The following is a 16,587-nucleotide window of genomic DNA, read 5'->3' as shown; positions in this document are numbered from 1 at the left end:
TTTGGCTCCTCGACCTGGGCTCGAACCAGGGACCTACGGATTAACAGTCCGGCGCTCTACCAACTGAGCTATCGAGGAACAAGCCCTGAATTATAGGGGAGTTTTTTTGCTGTTTTGGCTTGAGTCAGCAAAATTTGCGTGCTTTCAATTGGGTCTGCAGATTGGTTTTGATGCGAGTGATGTGTCAAAGCGGACGACTCGGTCATAATTTGACGATCATCAATAGCGTCACCTGCCATGACCCGAACCACCCAACAACTTTTCGACCTCACCGGTCAAACGGCCGTGATCACGGGCGGCTCGCGCGGGCTGGGTCTGCAAATGGCGCATGCGCTGGGTGAGGCGGGCGCGCGCATCATGCTGTGCGCGCGCAAGGCCGACGAGCTTGAGCTTGCCTGTGCCGAGCTGCAGGACGCCGGCATCGACGCGCGCTGGGTGGCGGCCGATTGCGCGGTCGAGGCCGACCTGCAAAAACTGGTGTCCGAGACCCTGCAGCGCATGGGCGATGTGGACATTCTGGTCAACAACGCCGGTGCCACCTGGGGCGCGCCGGCGCAGGACCACCCGGTGGCCGCCTGGGACAAAGTGATGAACCTGAACGTGCGCGGCTACTTTTTGCTCAGCCAGTTGGTGGGCAAACACAGCATGATTGGCCGCGGCGGGCGCATCATCAACGTGGCTTCCATTGCCGGGTTGGGTGGCAACCCGCCTGGTATGACCACCCTGGCCTACAACACCAGCAAGGGCGCGGTGATCAACTTCACGCGTGCGCTGGCCTGCGAGTGGGGCCGTTACGGCATCAACGTCAATGCCATTTGCCCGGGGATGTTCCACAGCAGGATGACCGCCGGTACCATTGCCGCACTGGGTGCCGACAAGCTGGCAGCCAGCGCACCGCTGCAACGGCTGGGCGATGATGAAGACCTGAAAGGCGCCACTTTGCTGTTTGCCAGCGCGGCGGGCAAGCACATCACCGGCCAATGGCTGGCGGTGGATGGCGGTGTGAGCGCGGTCATCGGAGGCTGAATGACAACTTCACTACCCACGACCGACTTTGGCATTGCGATCCCGTTTGTGAAGCACCTGGGTTTCGTGCTCACAGTATTCGAGGGCGGCGTTTCAGAGGTCACCTATGCGCCCCAACACGAGCATCTGAACTCTTACAGCGTGACGCATGGCGGCGCCTTGATGACGCTGCTGGACGTAACCATGGCCATGGCGGCACGCAGCGGCCTGAAAGACATGGGCGTGGTCACCATTGAGATGAAAACCAGTTTCATGCAGCCCTCACGCGGGCACCTGACGGCCAAAGGTAGCTTGATGCACCGCACCGCAACGCTGGCGTTCACTGAGGCCACGGTGTTTGATGCCCATGGCAAGCCATGCGCCCATGCCACCGGCACCTTCAAATACATCCGGCGTCTGCCCACCGGCCCCAAAACGGCTCACCCGCTAAATGCGCCCGAGAAGCCATTGGATCAATAGAAAAAGAACGTCGCACCATGACAAATCTCATCCTTCACCATGACACCATGTCGCCGTTTTCGGGAAAAATCGGCGTGGTGCAGGTGCACTTTCCGCAAATTGGCGATGCGCTTAATCAGGAGCTGACAGCATGACTTTCAAATTTTGGTCGGTGGGATCATCAAGGTCTCGTGAAACGCACATCCCGGTGTGGCGCCTGATGTCGTTTGAGGATTTGCGCGTGGGCGAGCTGTACGAGGTATTGCGCCTGCGCAGTGAGGTGTTTGTGGTGGAACAGCAGTGCGTTTACCAGGACATTGACGGCCATGACCGTGAGGCCATGCATTTGCTGGGCGTGCAAGGGGAAGAATTGAAGGCTTATGCGCGCTGCTTTGCACCAGGTGTCAAGTTTCCCGAGGCCAGCATTGGCCGGGTCCTGATACGCCAGTGCGCCCGCGGCACCGGCTTGGGGCACACGCTGATGGAGCAGGCGGTGGCCGCCATCAGCCAGGTGTGGGGGCCGCAGGCCATTCGCATTGGCGCCCAGGCGCATTTGCAGGGGTATTATGCCAAGCATGGTTTTAAGGATGTCGGCAAGCCCTACATGGAAGATGGCATTGCGCACCTCGAAATGCTGCTGGAGGCATGACAGCCATACACCCTGTGGCACACTCGCAGCCTTGTATTTTTTCAGCCAGCCGGGCGTTGGCTTTTCATTGACTCATGCAAAAAATCATCGCGCAAATCGCGCAAGAAATAAGGGTGCAGGCGCACCAGGTGGTGGCTGCCGTGGAACTGCTCGACGGCGGTGCCACCGTGCCTTTTATTGCCCGCTACCGCAAAGAAGTGACCGGTGGCCTGGACGACATCCAGCTGCGTGAGTTGGAGGCGCGCCTGGGCTACCTGCGCGAGCTGCGCGACCGCCTGCAGACCGTCATCAAGGCCATTGACGAACAGGGCAAGCTGACGCCCGCGCTGCTGGCCGCGCTGCACGCTGCGGCGACCAAACAAGAGCTTGAAGACCTGTATCTACCTTACAAACTCAAGCGCCGAACCAAGGGGCAGCTGGCGCGTGAAGCCGGGCTGGAGCCACTGGCAGATGCCCTGTTTGTCAACCCGGCCCTGGTGCCGGCTGATGAAGCGCTGGCCTATGTGATTCCGATGCGCCCGGTGGTCGAAGGCGAAGACAAACAGCCTGATTTTTCCACCGTGCCCGCGGTGCTGGACGGCGTGCGCGACCTCTTGAGCGAGCGCTGGGCCGAGACTCCGGCGCTGGTGCAAGACCTGCGCGAGTGGCTCTGGAGCGAAGGGTTGCTGCAATCCAGGTTGATGGCCGGCAAGGACGAGAACCATGCCGATGTGGCCAAGTTTCGCGACTATTTCGACTATGACGAGCCGATTTGCCGTGTGCCATCGCATCGGGCACTGGCGGTGTTTCGCGGCCGCAGTCTCGACATCCTCGATGCCAAACTGGTGCTACCAGAGCCGGATATGCCCGCGCCTGCCCCCGCTGCCGCGCTCAAATCCAGGGCTGCGCCTGCCGTGTCGCTGGCCGAAGGCCGCATCGCCCTGAAGCTCGGCTGGAGCCACCAGGGTCGCCCGGCCGACGACTTGATCCGCAAATGCGTGGCCTGGACCTGGCGCGTCAAATTGAGCCTGTCCACCGAGCGCGACCTGTTTGCCCGGCTCAGGGAAGAAGCCGAACGCGTGGCCATCAAGGTCTTTGCCGACAACCTGCGCGACCTGTTGCTGGCCGCACCGGCGGGCCCGCGCGTGGTGCTGGGGCTGGACCCCGGCATTCGCACCGGGGTCAAGGTGGCGGTGGTCGATGCCACCGGCAAGCTGGTGGACACCACAACGGTGTACCCGCACGAGCCACGCAAGGACTGGGACGGCTCGCTCCACATCCTGGCCAAACTGTGTGAAAAACACGGCGTCAACCTGATTGCCATTGGCAATGGCACCGCCAGCCGCGAGACCGACAAGTTGGCCGCTGACCTGATCAAGCTCATGGCCAAATCCTCCGAGCGACTGATGGAAAAAGTGGTGGTCAGCGAAGCCGGGGCGTCGGTGTATTCCGCCAGCGAATTCGCCTCGCAGGAAATGCCCGATGTCGATGTCAGCCTGCGCGGTGCCGCCAGCATTGCCCGGCGCCTGCAGGACCCGTTGGCTGAACTCGTCAAGATCGACCCCAAAAGCATCGGCGTGGGCCAATACCAGCACGATGTGAACCAGAGCGATCTGGCCAAAACGCTGGACGCGGTGGTGGAAGACTGCGTCAACTCGGTTGGCGTCGACCTCAACATGGCCAGCGTGCCGCTGCTCAGCCGGGTGTCGGGCCTGAGTGCCAGCGTGGCCAAGGCGGTGGTGCGCTGGCGCGAAACCAACGGCGCTTTTGCCAGCCGCCAGGACTTGCTCAAGGTCACCGGCCTGGGTGCCAAGACCTTTGAGCAAAGCGCCGGTTTTCTGCGCATTCGCGGCGGCGCCAACCCGCTCGACATGACCGGCGTGCACCCCGAAACCTACCCGGTGGTGGAGCAAATCATGCACCAGACCGGCAAGCCGGTGACCGAGCTCATGGGACGCACCGACATGCTCAAAACGCTGCGCCCCGAGTTGTTTGCCAATGCGCAATTCGGCGTCATCACGGTGAAAGACATTCTGGGCGAGCTGGAAAAACCCGGTCGCGATCCGCGCCCGGACTTCAAGGTGGCGCGTTTCAACGACGGAGTCGAAGACATCAAGGACCTCAAGGAAGGCATGGTGCTCGAAGGCACGGTCAGCAACGTCGCCGCCTTTGGTGCCTTCATTGACCTGGGCGTGCACCAGGACGGGCTGGTGCATGTGAGCCAGCTCAGCCACAAGTTTGTCACCGATGCCCGCGAGGTTGTCAAAACCGGAGACATCGTCAAGGTTCAGGTGGTGGAGGTGGACGTGGCGCGCAAGCGCATCGCGCTCACCATGAAGCTCGGTGCCGCCCCGGCGCGCAGCGGCAGTGCCGGCGACAACCGCTTTCAGGGTGCCAATGCGCAGCAACGGGGCCGCACCGGTGGCCAGGGTTTTGGCAACAGCACAGGACAGGGCGCGCATGCGCCACAATCAACCACCATGTCTTCTGCATTTGCCAAGCTCAAAAACCTGGGTCACTAGCCGTTATGCAACTGGCTGACCTGCTGGCCCATCCAACCCCGCTGCCGAGCAGCCCGCGGCTGCTGGCTTTGCTGTTGACTGAGCTCAAACAGTGGCAGCCTGATTTGCGCCGCATTGACCAGTTCATCAAGGCCGATCCGGTGCTGACTTTGCGCGTATTGCAGGCGGCCAACGAGCCTTCCTTGGGGCTGAGTGGCCAGGTGAACAGCGCCTCGGAGGCCCTGGCGCTGCTGCATCTGGATCAGCTGCAAGCGATGGTCAGTCGGGCCATCGGGCAGGCCTCTTTCAAGGTGGGCGCCGGTTTGCCTTTGGCCCAGTTTTGGGGCTACAGCCAGGACTGTGCGCGTGTGGCACGCGCCCTGGCCGGCTTGTTGCAATACAACCAGCAGGCAGCCTACGTGACCGGGCTGATCCATGCGCTGGGTGAATTGACCCTGCGCGCGGCCTTGCCGCAAGTTGCAGAACTGGATGAAAGCTGTCCGCCGCTGGACCTCAACCGTGCCTTTGTTGAGCGCCAGGATTTCGGGTTTTGTTACCTGGACGTCAGTTCGGCACTGGCCAGGCAGGCGCAATTGCCGCAGATTTTGTGCGATGCGCTGGCCTATGCCGACGCGCCCTTTGACAACGATGCCTGTGAGCCGCTGGCGGGGGTCATGCACCTGGCTCAATGGCGAGCCCGCGCCAACCAGTTGGGTTTGCAAAAGAACGCACTGACGGTCACTTTCCCGTCGCTGGTGGCTGAAATGTTGGGGCTCGACATCGACATGGTGCTGCAGCAGGACCCCATCGACTGGTCGTCCCAGGTGGGCGGGCGCGTGGTTGCAACTGCCCCAACCTGATCGACTGGAATGCGGGCGCTTGACATGGATGCCAGCCCGCATCTGCCCGCGTCGGAGGCTCGGTTCAGCCCCATCCATGGCCTGATGCCTGCGCTGCTGGGCTTGTTGCTGGGCAACGCCTTGCAGTTGCAGCAGACCACGCTGTTGTCAGCCAGCGGTTACCTTCTCGGGCTGTTGCCGGGCCTGCTGTTGCTGGGCTTGAGTCTGCGCGCACGCTGGCCGGCCTGGCGCTGGAGCCTGCTCGGGGCTGCGTTTGTCGTGCTGGCGTTTGCCAGCACAGGCTGGCGCGCCCAGGCCTTTGGCAGTCAGGCCCTGGCTCCCGCGCTGGAAGGGCGTGACATTGCCGTGACCGGGGTGGTGGCGGCGATGCCACAGCAGTTTGAGGGTGGCGTGCGCTTCCTGCTGGATCTGGAAAGCGCCAGCCTGGAGGGCGAGCAACTGCGCTTGCCGCCGCGGCTGGAGCTGGGCTGGTATGCCGGTGTTTATGCACGTGGCGAAGGTTCCGGCGAATCCACGGGTGAATTGCAGCGCCGGCCGGCGCCATTGCAGGCGGGAGAACGATGGCAAATGACAGTGCGCCTGAAAGCCCCGCACGGCAACATCAATCCGCATGGCTTTGATTACGAATTGTGGCAGTGGGTGCAAGGCGTGCAGGCCACCGGCTATGTGCGCGCCGGCCCGCGCGATCCAGCGCCGCTGCGGCTGGTCATGACCTGGCAGCGCCCGGTGCAATGGCTGCGCGGCCAGGTGCGGGATCAGATTTTGTTGCGACTCGCCGACTCGGATGCCGCCGGACTGATTGCTGCGCTGGTGGTGGGCGATCAGGCGGCCATTGAGCGCGCTGACTGGGATGTTTTCAGGGCCACCGGCGTGGCCCATCTGATGAGCATTTCGGGCTTGCACATCACCATGTTTGCCTGGGCAGCGGCGCTGGCACTGGGCTGGTTGTGGCGACGCTCGGCCTGGCTGTGCCTGCGCGTGTCCGCTCCCACTGCCGCCTTGCTCGGTGGCATGGCGCTGGCCACGGCCTATGCCTTGTTCAGCGGCTGGGGTGTACCCGCGCAACGCACTGTGCTGATGCTGGCCACGGTCGGCGCCCTGCGCCTGCTGGGTGTACGCTGGCCGTGGCCGCAGGTCTGGTTGCTGGCCTGTGCGGTGGTGGTGGCGGTGGATCCGTGGGCGCTGCTGCAAGCGGGTTTCTGGTTGAGTTTTGTGGCGGTGGGCGTGTTGTTTGCGACCGATGCAGGTGTTTTCCAGGCCGGGCGTTCTGGCTTGAGGGCACGATTCCTGGTATTGATGCGTGAGCAATGGGTGATCACGCTGGCGCTCACCCCCTTGAGTTTGCTGTTGTTTGGCCAGGTGTCGCTGGTGGGCTTGCTGGCCAATGCGCTGGCGATCCCGTGGGTCACCCTGGTGGTGACGCCACTGGCCATGCTGGGCGTGCTGCTGCATCCGCTGTGGGATCTGGCAGCCTGGTCCATCGGGCTGTTGGCGCAGGTGTTGCGCGGCCTGGCGCAATGGCCCTGGGCCAGCATCAGTCTGGCACAAGCGCCGTGGTGGGCCGGCGTGGCGGGTGTGCTGGGTGGCCTGGTGCTGGCGTTGCGCCTGCCCTGGCCGCTGCGCCTGGCCGGGGCGCCGCTGCTGCTGCCAGTGCTGCTCTGGCAGGTGCAGCCGATCCCGTCGGGCGAATTTGACCTGCTGGCGGCCGACGTGGGGCAGGGCAACGCGGTGCTGGTGCGCACCGCGCAGCACGCCTTGCTTTATGACGCTGGCCCCATGTACAGCCGCGAAAGTGATGCCGGGCACCGGGTGCTGGTGCCATTGTTGCGCTCCCTGGGGGTGCAGCTCGATACCCTGGTGCTGAGCCACCGTGACAGCGACCATACCGGTGGTGCCGTGGCGGTCTTGCAAATGCAGCCACAGACGGGTTTGTTGAGTTCGATCGAGCCGGAGCACGCACTGCAGGCCCTGCGGCCTGCCACACGCTGCCAGGTGGGTCAGCGCTGGCAGTGGGATGGTGTGGACTTCGAGGTGCTGCATCCGCAGGCCGGTGACTATGTCGACGCGCGCAAACCCAATGCATTGAGTTGCATCTTGCGCATTTCCAATGGTGCGCAGGCCGTGCTGCTGGCAGGCGACATCGAGCAGGCGCAGGAGGCGCAACTGGTGGCATCGGTCCAGGACAAGCAAGCCATGCCAGGCCAGCCGTCAGGGCGCTTGCACGCCGATGTGCTGCTGGTGCCGCACCATGGCAGCAAAACCTCCAGCAGCGAGATTTTTCTGGATGCGGTGCAGCCGCGCTTTGCGATCGTGCAGGCGGGCTACAGAAATCGATTTGGTCACCCAGCAGGCCCTGTCTTGGTGCGTTACGATGTACGCCATATCAAGCTGATCGACACGCCTCATTGTGGTGCGGCAAGCTGGCAGTCGTGGATCCCGGATCAAGTGCAATGCGCGCGGAAAGTGCAAAAACGCTATTGGCATCATTTGGTGCCATGAGGGCGTGTATCGTCATTGCGAGGAGCGAAGCGACGTGGCAATCCAGGACGTCATGGATTGCCGCGCTTCGCTCGCAATGACGTGTTTATTACCGCTCTGGCCCAAAGTTTGCTAAGTAAGTTGCAGGAGTAATAGATCATGCAGAAATTCGACGAGATGTACACCAAGTTGCCCTATGAGTTTTTCACGCATGGCGCAAAGATCCGGGATCATTACAAAATTTACGACGAGTGGCTGGCACGTCAGCCGGGCAACATGATGGCCAAGCGGCGTGAAGAGGCCGAGATGATCTTTCGTCGCGTCGGCATCACGTTCGCGGTGTATGGCGAGAAGGACGAGGACGGCGCGGGCACCGAGCGTTTGATTCCCTTCGACCTGATCCCGCGCATCATCCCGGCGCACGAATGGCGCAGCATGGAGCGTGGGCTGGAGCAGCGTGTCACGGCCCTGAACCGATTCCTGCATGACATCTACCACGACCAGGAAATTCTCAAGGCAGGACTGATCCCACGTGAGCAAATTGAAAACAATGCCCAGTTCCGGCCGCAAATGATGGGGGTCGACCTGCCCAACAGCATCTATTCGCAAATCTCGGGCATCGACATCGTGCGCGCGCCGGATGCCAAGGGCAAGGGCGAATACTACGTGCTCGAAGACAACCTGCGCGTGCCCAGCGGTGTCAGTTACATGCTGGAAGACCGCAAGATGATGATGCGGCTTTTCCCCGATCTTTTTTCTGCCCACCGCGTCGCGCCCATCGCCCATTACCCGGACTTGCTGCTGGACACGCTGCGTCAAAGCAGTCCGGCCACCACCGCCGAACCCACCGTGGTGGTGCTCACGCCCGGCATGTACAACAGCGCGTATTTTGAGCACGCCTTTCTGGCGCAGCAAATGGGCATTGAACTGGTCGAAGGCCAGGACTTGTTCGTCAAGGACAATTTCTGCTACATGCGCACCACCCGTGGCCCGCAGCGGGTGGACGTGATCTACCGCCGCGTCGATGACGACTTTTTGGACCCCAAGGTGTTCCGCCCCACCTCCACGCTGGGCTGTGCCGGGCTGCTGGATGTCTACAAGGCGGGCCACATCAACATCTGCAACGGTGTCGGTACCGGCGTGGCAGATGACAAATCGATCTACCCCTACGTGCCCAAGATGATCGAGTTCTACCTCGGTGAAAAGCCCATTTTGAACAACGTGCCGACCTACATGTGCCGCAACAAGGACGAGTTGTCTTATGTGATCGCCAACATGAAAGATCTGGTGGTCAAGGAAGTGCATGGTGCGGGTGGTTACGGCATGCTGGTGGGGCCGGCGGCGACCAAGGCCGAGGTCGAAGACTTCAAAAAGGCCGTGCTGGCCAACCCGGGCGGCTACATCGCGCAGCCCACGCTGAGCCTGTCAAGCTGCCCGACCTTTGTCGAAAGTGGCATTGCACCGCGCCACATCGACCTGCGGCCTTATGTGTTGTCGGGCAAAACCGTGCAAATGGTGCCGGGTGGCCTGACGCGCGTGGCGCTCAAGGAGGGTTCGCTGGTGGTCAATTCGTCGCAGGGTGGCGGCACCAAGGACACCTGGATTCTGGAAGACGAAGCCTCGCCCGCACGGCCTCAGGCGCTGACGCAGTCGCAAAGCCAGGCGGCCTGAAGCCGTCATACAAGTCCTGAATCACCCGCCATTTAACAGAAAGCCTGTATGTTGTCACGAACCGCCGACCACCTTTTCTGGATGAATCGCTACACCGAGCGCGCCGAAAACACGGCACGCCTGCTTGATGTGAACTACCAGACCACGCTGCTGCCGCAATCCGAGGCGGTGGCCCGAGCTGGCTGGCAGGGACTGCTGTCGATCAGCGAGTTGTTGCCTGCCTACAAGGAAAAACACGACGCGATCCTTGCCAAGGAGGTGATGGACTTCATGGTCAAGGACGAGGAAAACCCGTCCAGCATTGTGTCTTGCCTGAGTGCCGCGCGCGAAAACGCCCGCGCCGTGCGCGGCACGCTCACCACCGAGGTGTGGGAGACGCAAAACCAGACCTGGCTGGAAGTGAAACGCATGATCAAGCAGGGTGAATTCGAGGCCGACCCCTCGCAGTTTTTTGAGTGGGTCAAGTTTCGCTCGCACCTGTCACGCGGCGTCACGGTCGGCACCATGCTGATGGACGAGGCGCTGCACTTCATGCGTCTGGGCACCTTTCTGGAACGGGCCGACAACACTGCGCGGCTGGTTGATGTCAAGTTTCACGCCGTCGAAAGCGACTTTTATGGCATCGCCAACGGCAAGGACCAGGAGTACGATTTTTACCACTGGAGTGCGATCTTGCGCAGCGTCAGCGGCTTCGAGGTTTATCGCAAGGTCTACCGTGACGTGATCCGGCCCGAGCGGGTGGCAGACTTGCTGATCTTGCGCCCCGACATGCCACGCTCCTTACACGCCAGCCTCAACGAAGTGGTGGCCAATCTGGCGCTGGTGGCCAATGACCAGTCAAAGGAAACCCAGCGCCGCGCCGGCAAGTTGCGCGCCGAATTGCAATACGGCCGCATTGACGAGATTCTGGCGACCGGTCTGCACGCCTATCTGACCCAGTTCCTGGACCGCATCAACGACCTGGGGGCCCACATCAGCCGCGATTTTTTGGTGCCGGTGCCGGTCTGAAATACCGGGGGTCAGTGTGGCATGGCCTGGGCCACGGCTTGCCCCAGTTCGATCACTGCCATGGCGTAATAACTGCTCCAGTTGTAGCGGGTGATGGCGTAAAAGTTGTCGGTGCCTGCCACATAGCTTGGCGCCGCATCACCGTTTTGCAATTCGATCAAGGCCAGCTTGCCTGTGTGCTTGAGTGCCTCGCCACTGAGCACCACGCCCTTGGCCTGAAAATTTTCCACGCTGAACGTGGGCAGGATGTCGGGGGCCATGAGCGTCGTCATGTCGAGCTTGCTGGCATCGAACTCCAGCGGGAAATGGGTGGCCAGACCGGGTTGCCAGTTGAAGGTCTTGAGGTAGTTGGCGACCGAACCAATCGCATCGGCCGGGCTGCCCAGCAAATCCACCACGCCATCGCCGTCAAAGTCGACCGCGTATCTGGCCCAGCTTGAAGGCATGAACTGGGGCAGGCCCATGGCGCCGGCATAACTGCCCTTGAGGGCCAGCGGGTCGCGCCCGCTGCTGAAGGTCCAACTCAAGAACTGTTCGAGTTCCGTCTTGAAATAGGCGCTGCGTTCCACCGCGCGCGGGTGGCTGGCCGGAAAGTCAAAGGCCAGCGTGGCCAGTGCATCAAGCACCCGGAAATTGCCCGTTTGCTGTCCATAGATGGTTTCCACACCGAGGATGCCAACCATGATGTCAGCGGGCACACCGGTCTCGCGCTCGGCCCGCTGCAGGGTGTCGCGGTGCGCCAGCCAGAAAGCAACGCCGGCGCGAATGCGCAGTGGCTCGACAAAACGGCTGCGGTAGAGCTGCCAGTTCTTGGCGACACCCACTGCCGGTGGCGTCACGGCTTTGGCAATGGCGGCAACATAGTTGGCCTGGCCCAGGGTCTGGCGCACCCAGTCGCGGTCAAGGTGCTGGCGTTGGGCGATGTCCTCCGCCGCTTGCAGGGCATCGAGCCGCTGGCTGTAGCTGGGGCCGGGCACGGAGGTCTGGCTGCTCGCCCCCCTGGCCGGTTTTTTGTTGTGTTTTGCCGCTGTGGCGCTGACGGGCAGCGCGCAAGCCGCCACCAGCAGCACACATGCAAGGCGCTTTTCAAGCTGCCAATGTTTTGAAGGTACGGTTAATTTCACTTGGGCCACGGCATTTGTTTGAGTTCACGGTGCAGTGTAGCGAGCTGCTGTCTGAAATGACCGGCCTGCTCAGGGTCTGGCGGCGCATAGCGCAGTTTTTCCAGCCTGATCAGCCAGTCATGCCAGGCTTGACGTTCAGGGTTTTGCTGCGGCGAAGCAGTCCGGGAGGTGGCCAGCAAATGCTGCGCCATTTGGCGTGGTGTGCTGTGGAGCGCGATCTGCATGCCTGCTGCGCGCAGTTTGAGTATTCCTTGCTGCAGCAGGCGCAGCCAGGGGTCTTGCTGGTGTCGCTCCCACGCGCTCCAGGCGGCAGCGCCCAGGCTGGCTGCAACCACAAGGGCGCACAGCACATAAATGAGGTCTTGCCAGTTGGGTTCCTTGAAGCCGATGTTTTTCAACAAGTCGAGTTGCCTGCTCTGGGTGTAGTTCAGTACCCATTGGTTCCAGCGGTTGTTGACGGCTTCCCAGGCGGCGCGCAGATGGCGCATCAGCGCAGGATTCACGGTGGCAAAAATGGCGTTGGCAATCACACCGCGCGGCGGCGTCAGGCGCTGCAGCGTGCCGGTGCGGTCCGGGGCGACGGCCGAGGTCGGGTCCACGCGCTGCCAGCCCTGGCCCTCCAGCCACACTTCGGTCCAGGCGTGGGCATCGCTTTGGCGCACGGTCCAGAAATCATCGACCGGGTTCCTTTCGCCTCCCTGGTAACCGGTGACGATGCGAGCGGGCACGTTCAGGGCCCGCATCAGGATGACGAAGCTGGAGGCAATGTGCTCGCAAAAACCTTGCTTGCGGTCAAACCAGAATTCGTCGGCGCTGTGCTGGCCAAATACGCCGGGCTCCAGCGTGTAGCGGTAGCCGCCGCTGCGCAGGCGCTGCAGCGCGACATCCACCCATTGGGCGTTGCTGGAACGGGCGTAACGCGGATCGCGCTGCAACTCGGCGGCCAGCTGCAGGGTGCGCGGGTTGTAGCCGTTGGGCAGCGCCAGGTACTCTTCCAGACCCGGCACACGCTGGCGCGGACCGTGCTGGAAAACAGGGTAGCTCAGGGCGTCGTAGCGCAGCAGGTCGGTGACGGGCTGGTCAAGAATCCACTGCAATTCGCGCGTCATGCGCGCTGTTTTTCCCGCCAGCGCAGGGGCTTGCGGCGTGGCATCGAGCACCAGCAGCCAGGGCAGCCGGTTGGGCTCCAGCGTGATCTGGTAGCGCACGGGGTCGCCCGTGACCTGCAGGTCGGCTGGCAGCTGCAAGCGGTTGGGCAGGGGCGACGGCCTGGCCTGCCAGGCGCGGCCGTCAAAGTGCGACAGCACCGGGCCGCGAAAGTAGAGCGCCGACTGCGGCGGCGGCGTGCCCTCAAAACGCACTCGCATCGCGACACTGCCGTCCAGCGCCAGGCTGGCAATGTTGCCCACCGTCATGCTGGCGGACAGGCCGCTGCGTCCGGTCATGGCGTCACTGGGCAAGCCCCACAGCGGCGCCATGCGTGGAAACAGCACAAACAGCAGCACCATGATGGGCGCCCCCAGCAGTGCCATGCTACCGGCCAGACGCGCCGCCTGCCACAGCGGGGGTTTGCCCACCGGCATGTGGGCGTTGACCAGCGCCGTCAGCAGTCCCAGCAGCGCCACCAGCATGGCGGCGGCGGTGAGCAGCGACTGCGAGTAGAAAAAATGGGTCAGTATTAAAAAGAAGCCGAGAAAAAACACCACAAAGGCATCCCGACGGGCGCGCAGCTCCAGCGTTTTGAGTGCCAGCAAGGCCACCACCATCGTCACGCCGGCGTCGCGGCCCAACAGGGTCTTGAAGCTGATCAGGGTCGCTCCCAGGCACAGGGCCAGCAAGCCCAGCAGCCACCATCTGGAGGGCAGGGGCTGGCCGCGCCAGGCCAGCACCCCGCGCCATAACATGACGGCCGCGCTCAGCAGGCTGCACCAGAGCGGGAGTTCCGGGGTCAGCGGGGCGATCACCCAGGCGATGACCGCGAGCACAAACAAGGTGTCCCGGGTGTCACGTGGCAAGTGGTTGAGCGTTGGCAGTTTCATGGGGTGGTCACGCCAGCGCCAGGGCGCGCAGGCAGCGTTGCTGGTGGGTCAGGCCGCTGGCGGGCGCGATCTCCTGGTTTTTCAGGCGCAGCCCGTAGATCAGGCCCAGCTGGTCGGCCTGCAGTACCCAGGCGCATAGCCGGCTGAGTTGTGCTTCAGGCTGGTTCAGGCCGGTCTGTTGCTGGTCCAGCCACAGGGTTTGCTGCTGCAGGGTCTGGCTGTCGCGGCTGACCAGTTCGCCGGTCTTGGCAGCTTTTTTCCAGACAATGGTTTTCAGGGCATCGCCGCGGCGGTAGGCGCGCAGGCCATCGGGCTCGCCTTGCACAGCGGTGACGCTGGCATGGGCGCTGCCTTCATGGGCCTGGCCGGCAGGCAAGGGTGCTGCGGGCACTTCGGGTGCCGGGTAGACCAGCACCTGGGCGGCCGGGCGCCACACCGTCCAGATCCGAAAAGTGCCCAGTGGAAAATGCGTCTCGGCGGTCAAGGTCGGCAGCCGGTGCAGGCCACGCCGCTCGGGCAGGTAGGCCAGTTGCACCGTGCTGCTGGCCTGGCCGGCCACATCGGTCCAGGCCCATTGCCCGGCGTCCAGCACCGCCAGCCCGATGCCGTAGCGCGTGCGCTTGCGGCTGTTGTGCAAATGGACGGTGAAAATGGCTTTGGCGCCTGCGTGAATGGCCTCGGGTGCGGTCAGGTTCAGGTTCAATCCGCGCAGGGTGCCATGTCCGACATGCATGCCCACCAGTGCGCTGCCAGTCAGCAAAAACGTCAGCAAATAGCCCAGGTTGAGCTGGTAGTTGATGGCGGCCACCAGCAGCACCAGCAGGGTCAGGCCCAGCATGAAACCGGCACGGGTGGGCAGGATGTACACATTGCGCTGGGTCAGCGTGACGCGGTCGCTCAGCGGCAGGCGGTTCTGCCACCAGCGTGCCAGGCGGGCTTGCACATGGGCCAAGGGGTGGCGCAGCGGATGCGGCAAAAGGTTCACAAGGTAGGCGTTTCGAGGGAGATCAAGGCAGTGGCACAGCATCGAGCATGGCGCGCACCTGTTCATTGGCGCCACGTCCGGCCTGGCTCAGCGGCAGCAGCCGGTGGGCGATGGTTTGCGGCAGGATGGCCTGCACATCGTCAGGTGCCACATAGCTGCGCCCATTCAGCATGGCGCGGGCTTTGGCGGCGCGCAATACGGCAATGCCGGCGCGCGGGCTCAAGCCCTGCATGAACCATTGTCCCGAACGGGTGGCCCGGATCAGGTCCTGCACATAATCGAGCAGCGGCCCGGCGGCATGCACCGCCAGCACATGGCTTTGCAGTGCCTGCAGTTCTTCCAGGCTCAGCAGGCTCGGCAGCGCTTCGACCAGCTCGCGCCGGTCACGCCCCATCAGCAATTCGCGTTCTGCGTTGCGGTCGGGGTAGCCCAGCGAGATGCGCATCAGAAACCGGTCCAGCTGGGATTCGGGCAACAAGTAAGTGCCCAACTGGTCGTGCGGGTTTTGCGTGGCGATGACAAAAAAAGGCGCAGGCAGGGGTCGCGTTTCGCCTTCGATGGTGACCTGCTTTTCTTCCATCGCCTCCAGCAGGGCGCTTTGGGTTTTGGGACTGGCTCGGTTGATCTCGTCGGCCAGCAGCACCTGGGCAAACAGCGGCCCGGGGTGAAAGATGAACTGTTCCAGGCCGCGGTCATAGACCGATACGCCTGACAAGTCGCTGGGCATCAGGTCCGAGGTAAATTGCACGCGGGAAAACTGCAGGCCAAAAGTGCGGGCCAATGCATGGGCGAGGGTGGTCTTGCCGACACCCGGCACATCTTCGATCAACAGGTGCCCGCCGGCCAATAGACATGCTACACAATCTTGTGTTTGATCAGGTTTGCCAACAATGACCGTGTTAAGCTGATCAACAAGAGATTTAAGTTTGTGCTGTGTGTCCATAGAACACACGTTACCAAAAAATTAGACGAGGAGACTGTTGCATATGACGATGACCGGATACTTTACTCACCCAAGTTGCCGCATGCATGAAATGATGCCGGGCCATCCCGAGTGCCCGGAACGGCTTGATGCCATTGAAGATCGTCTGTTGATCTCCGGCCTGGACGTGGCGCTGGATCGGCGCGAAGCCACGGCGGCGGCGGTGTCGGACATCGAGCTGGCGCATGACCGCATGTACGTGGCCGCCATTCGCGGCTTGCATGCCGAACTCAAGGAACAAATTGCCGCGGGGGGGCATGATTGGCTGCAGATCGACCCCGATACCAGCATCAATGTCCACACCTGGGAGGCGGCACTCAATGCAGCTGGTGCCGCCATAGATGCCACCGATGCCGTGTTGGCTGGTGACTTTAAAACCGCTTTTTGTGCGGTGCGTCCGCCCGGCCACCACGCCACTCGCAACCAGGCGATGGGTTTTTGTTTTTTCAACAACGTGGCGATCGCCGCCAAGTACGCGCTGGAGCGGCACAACCTACAACGTGTGGCGATCGTTGACTTTGACGTCCACCACGGCAATGGCACCGAAGACATCGTGGCGGGTGACGACCGCATTTTGATGGTGAGCTTTTACCAGCACCCGTTTTACCCGATGGATTGGGTGCATTCCAGCGCCAAAAATCTGGTCAATCTGCCGGTGCCGGCCTACACCAAGGGCATGGACATCCGCGACATGATCGAGGCCGCCTGGATACCCCGGCTCGAAGCGTTCAAGCCAGAAATGATCTTTATCAGCGCCGGCTTTGACGCGCACCGTGAAGACGATATGGGACAGCTCGGTCTGGTCGAGCAGGACTACGCCTGGATCACCAGCCGCATCGTGGACGTG

At 62.5% G+C, this 16,587-nt stretch carries 13 protein-coding genes and 1 tRNA gene; 9 read left to right on the top strand and 5 right to left on the bottom strand.

Going from position 1 to position 16,587, the window contains the following annotated elements:
• Positions 1-2 precede the first annotated feature (2 nt).
• Positions 3-78, bottom strand: a tRNA-Asn gene (locus tag NDI87_RS11075).
• A 159-nt stretch (positions 79-237) separates the two neighbouring features.
• Between NDI87_RS11075 and NDI87_RS11070 the strand changes: the two genes are divergently transcribed.
• The 8 genes from NDI87_RS11070 (at position 238) to NDI87_RS11035 (ending at position 10,610) form a co-directional block, all read left to right on the top strand.
• Entirely contained in the window at positions 238-1,026 is a 789-nt protein-coding gene (locus NDI87_RS11070; protein WP_296275267.1) for an SDR family oxidoreductase, read from the top strand.
• Positions 1,027-1,485 carry a PaaI family thioesterase gene (locus NDI87_RS11065; RefSeq protein WP_296275266.1) on the top strand — a complete coding sequence of 153 codons (459 nt, stop codon included), beginning with the start codon at positions 1,027-1,029 and terminating at the stop codon, positions 1,483-1,485.
• Between the two features lie 130 nt (positions 1,486-1,615).
• Complete coding sequence (locus NDI87_RS11060; protein ID WP_296275265.1) at positions 1,616-2,113, top strand: GNAT family N-acetyltransferase; 498 nt, start codon at positions 1,616-1,618, stop codon at positions 2,111-2,113.
• A 74-nt stretch (positions 2,114-2,187) separates the two neighbouring features.
• Positions 2,188-4,614, top strand: a complete 2,427-nt coding sequence (locus NDI87_RS11055) for a Tex family protein (RefSeq protein ID WP_296275264.1) — start codon at positions 2,188-2,190, stop codon at positions 4,612-4,614.
• A 5-nt stretch (positions 4,615-4,619) separates the two neighbouring features.
• Entirely contained in the window at positions 4,620-5,453 is an 834-nt protein-coding gene (locus NDI87_RS11050; protein ID WP_296275263.1) for an HDOD domain-containing protein, read from the top strand.
• A gap of 84 nt (positions 5,454-5,537) precedes the next feature.
• Positions 5,538-7,952: a DNA internalization-related competence protein ComEC/Rec2 gene (locus NDI87_RS11045; RefSeq protein WP_296275269.1), complete on the top strand. Its 2,415-nt coding sequence runs from the start codon at positions 5,538-5,540 to the stop codon at positions 7,950-7,952.
• A 138-nt stretch (positions 7,953-8,090) separates the two neighbouring features.
• A complete protein-coding gene (locus NDI87_RS11040; RefSeq protein ID WP_296275262.1) occupies positions 8,091-9,602 on the top strand; it encodes a circularly permuted type 2 ATP-grasp protein in 1,512 nt (503 codons plus the stop codon).
• A gap of 48 nt (positions 9,603-9,650) precedes the next feature.
• Positions 9,651-10,610 carry an alpha-E domain-containing protein gene (locus NDI87_RS11035; RefSeq protein ID WP_296275261.1) on the top strand — a complete coding sequence of 320 codons (960 nt, stop codon included), beginning with the start codon at positions 9,651-9,653 and terminating at the stop codon, positions 10,608-10,610.
• A gap of 11 nt (positions 10,611-10,621) precedes the next feature.
• On the opposite strand, the gene mltB is transcribed toward NDI87_RS11035, so the two are convergent.
• The 4 genes from mltB to NDI87_RS11015 all read right to left on the bottom strand — a co-directional run bounded on the left by mltB (position 10,622) and on the right by NDI87_RS11015 (position 15,701).
• On the bottom strand, positions 10,622-11,587 hold the full coding sequence (mltB, locus tag NDI87_RS11030) for a lytic murein transglycosylase B (protein WP_296275268.1): 966 nt from the start codon (positions 11,585-11,587) through the stop codon (positions 10,622-10,624).
• 143 nt (positions 11,588-11,730) lie between these two features.
• Positions 11,731-13,773 carry a DUF3488 and transglutaminase-like domain-containing protein gene (locus NDI87_RS11025; RefSeq protein WP_296275260.1) on the bottom strand — a complete coding sequence of 681 codons (2,043 nt, stop codon included), beginning with the start codon at positions 13,771-13,773 and terminating at the stop codon, positions 11,731-11,733.
• 7 nt (positions 13,774-13,780) lie between these two features.
• On the bottom strand, positions 13,781-14,758 hold the full coding sequence (locus tag NDI87_RS11020) for a DUF58 domain-containing protein (protein WP_296275259.1): 978 nt from the start codon (positions 14,756-14,758) through the stop codon (positions 13,781-13,783).
• A gap of 22 nt (positions 14,759-14,780) precedes the next feature.
• Entirely contained in the window at positions 14,781-15,701 is a 921-nt protein-coding gene (locus NDI87_RS11015; RefSeq protein WP_296275258.1) for a MoxR family ATPase, read from the bottom strand.
• 43 nt (positions 15,702-15,744) lie between these two features.
• Between NDI87_RS11015 and NDI87_RS11010 the strand changes: the two genes are divergently transcribed.
• The coding region (locus NDI87_RS11010) for a histone deacetylase family protein (protein ID WP_296275257.1) at positions 15,745-16,587 on the top strand (843 nt) is incomplete at its 3' end.

The sequence above is a fragment of the Rhodoferax sp. genome, assembly GCF_023701345.1.
Lineage (GTDB): Bacteria > Pseudomonadota > Gammaproteobacteria > Burkholderiales > Burkholderiaceae_C > Rhodoferax.
The sequence above is the reverse complement of the archived record's forward strand: the minus strand, read 5'-3'. Positions and strand labels throughout refer to the sequence as shown.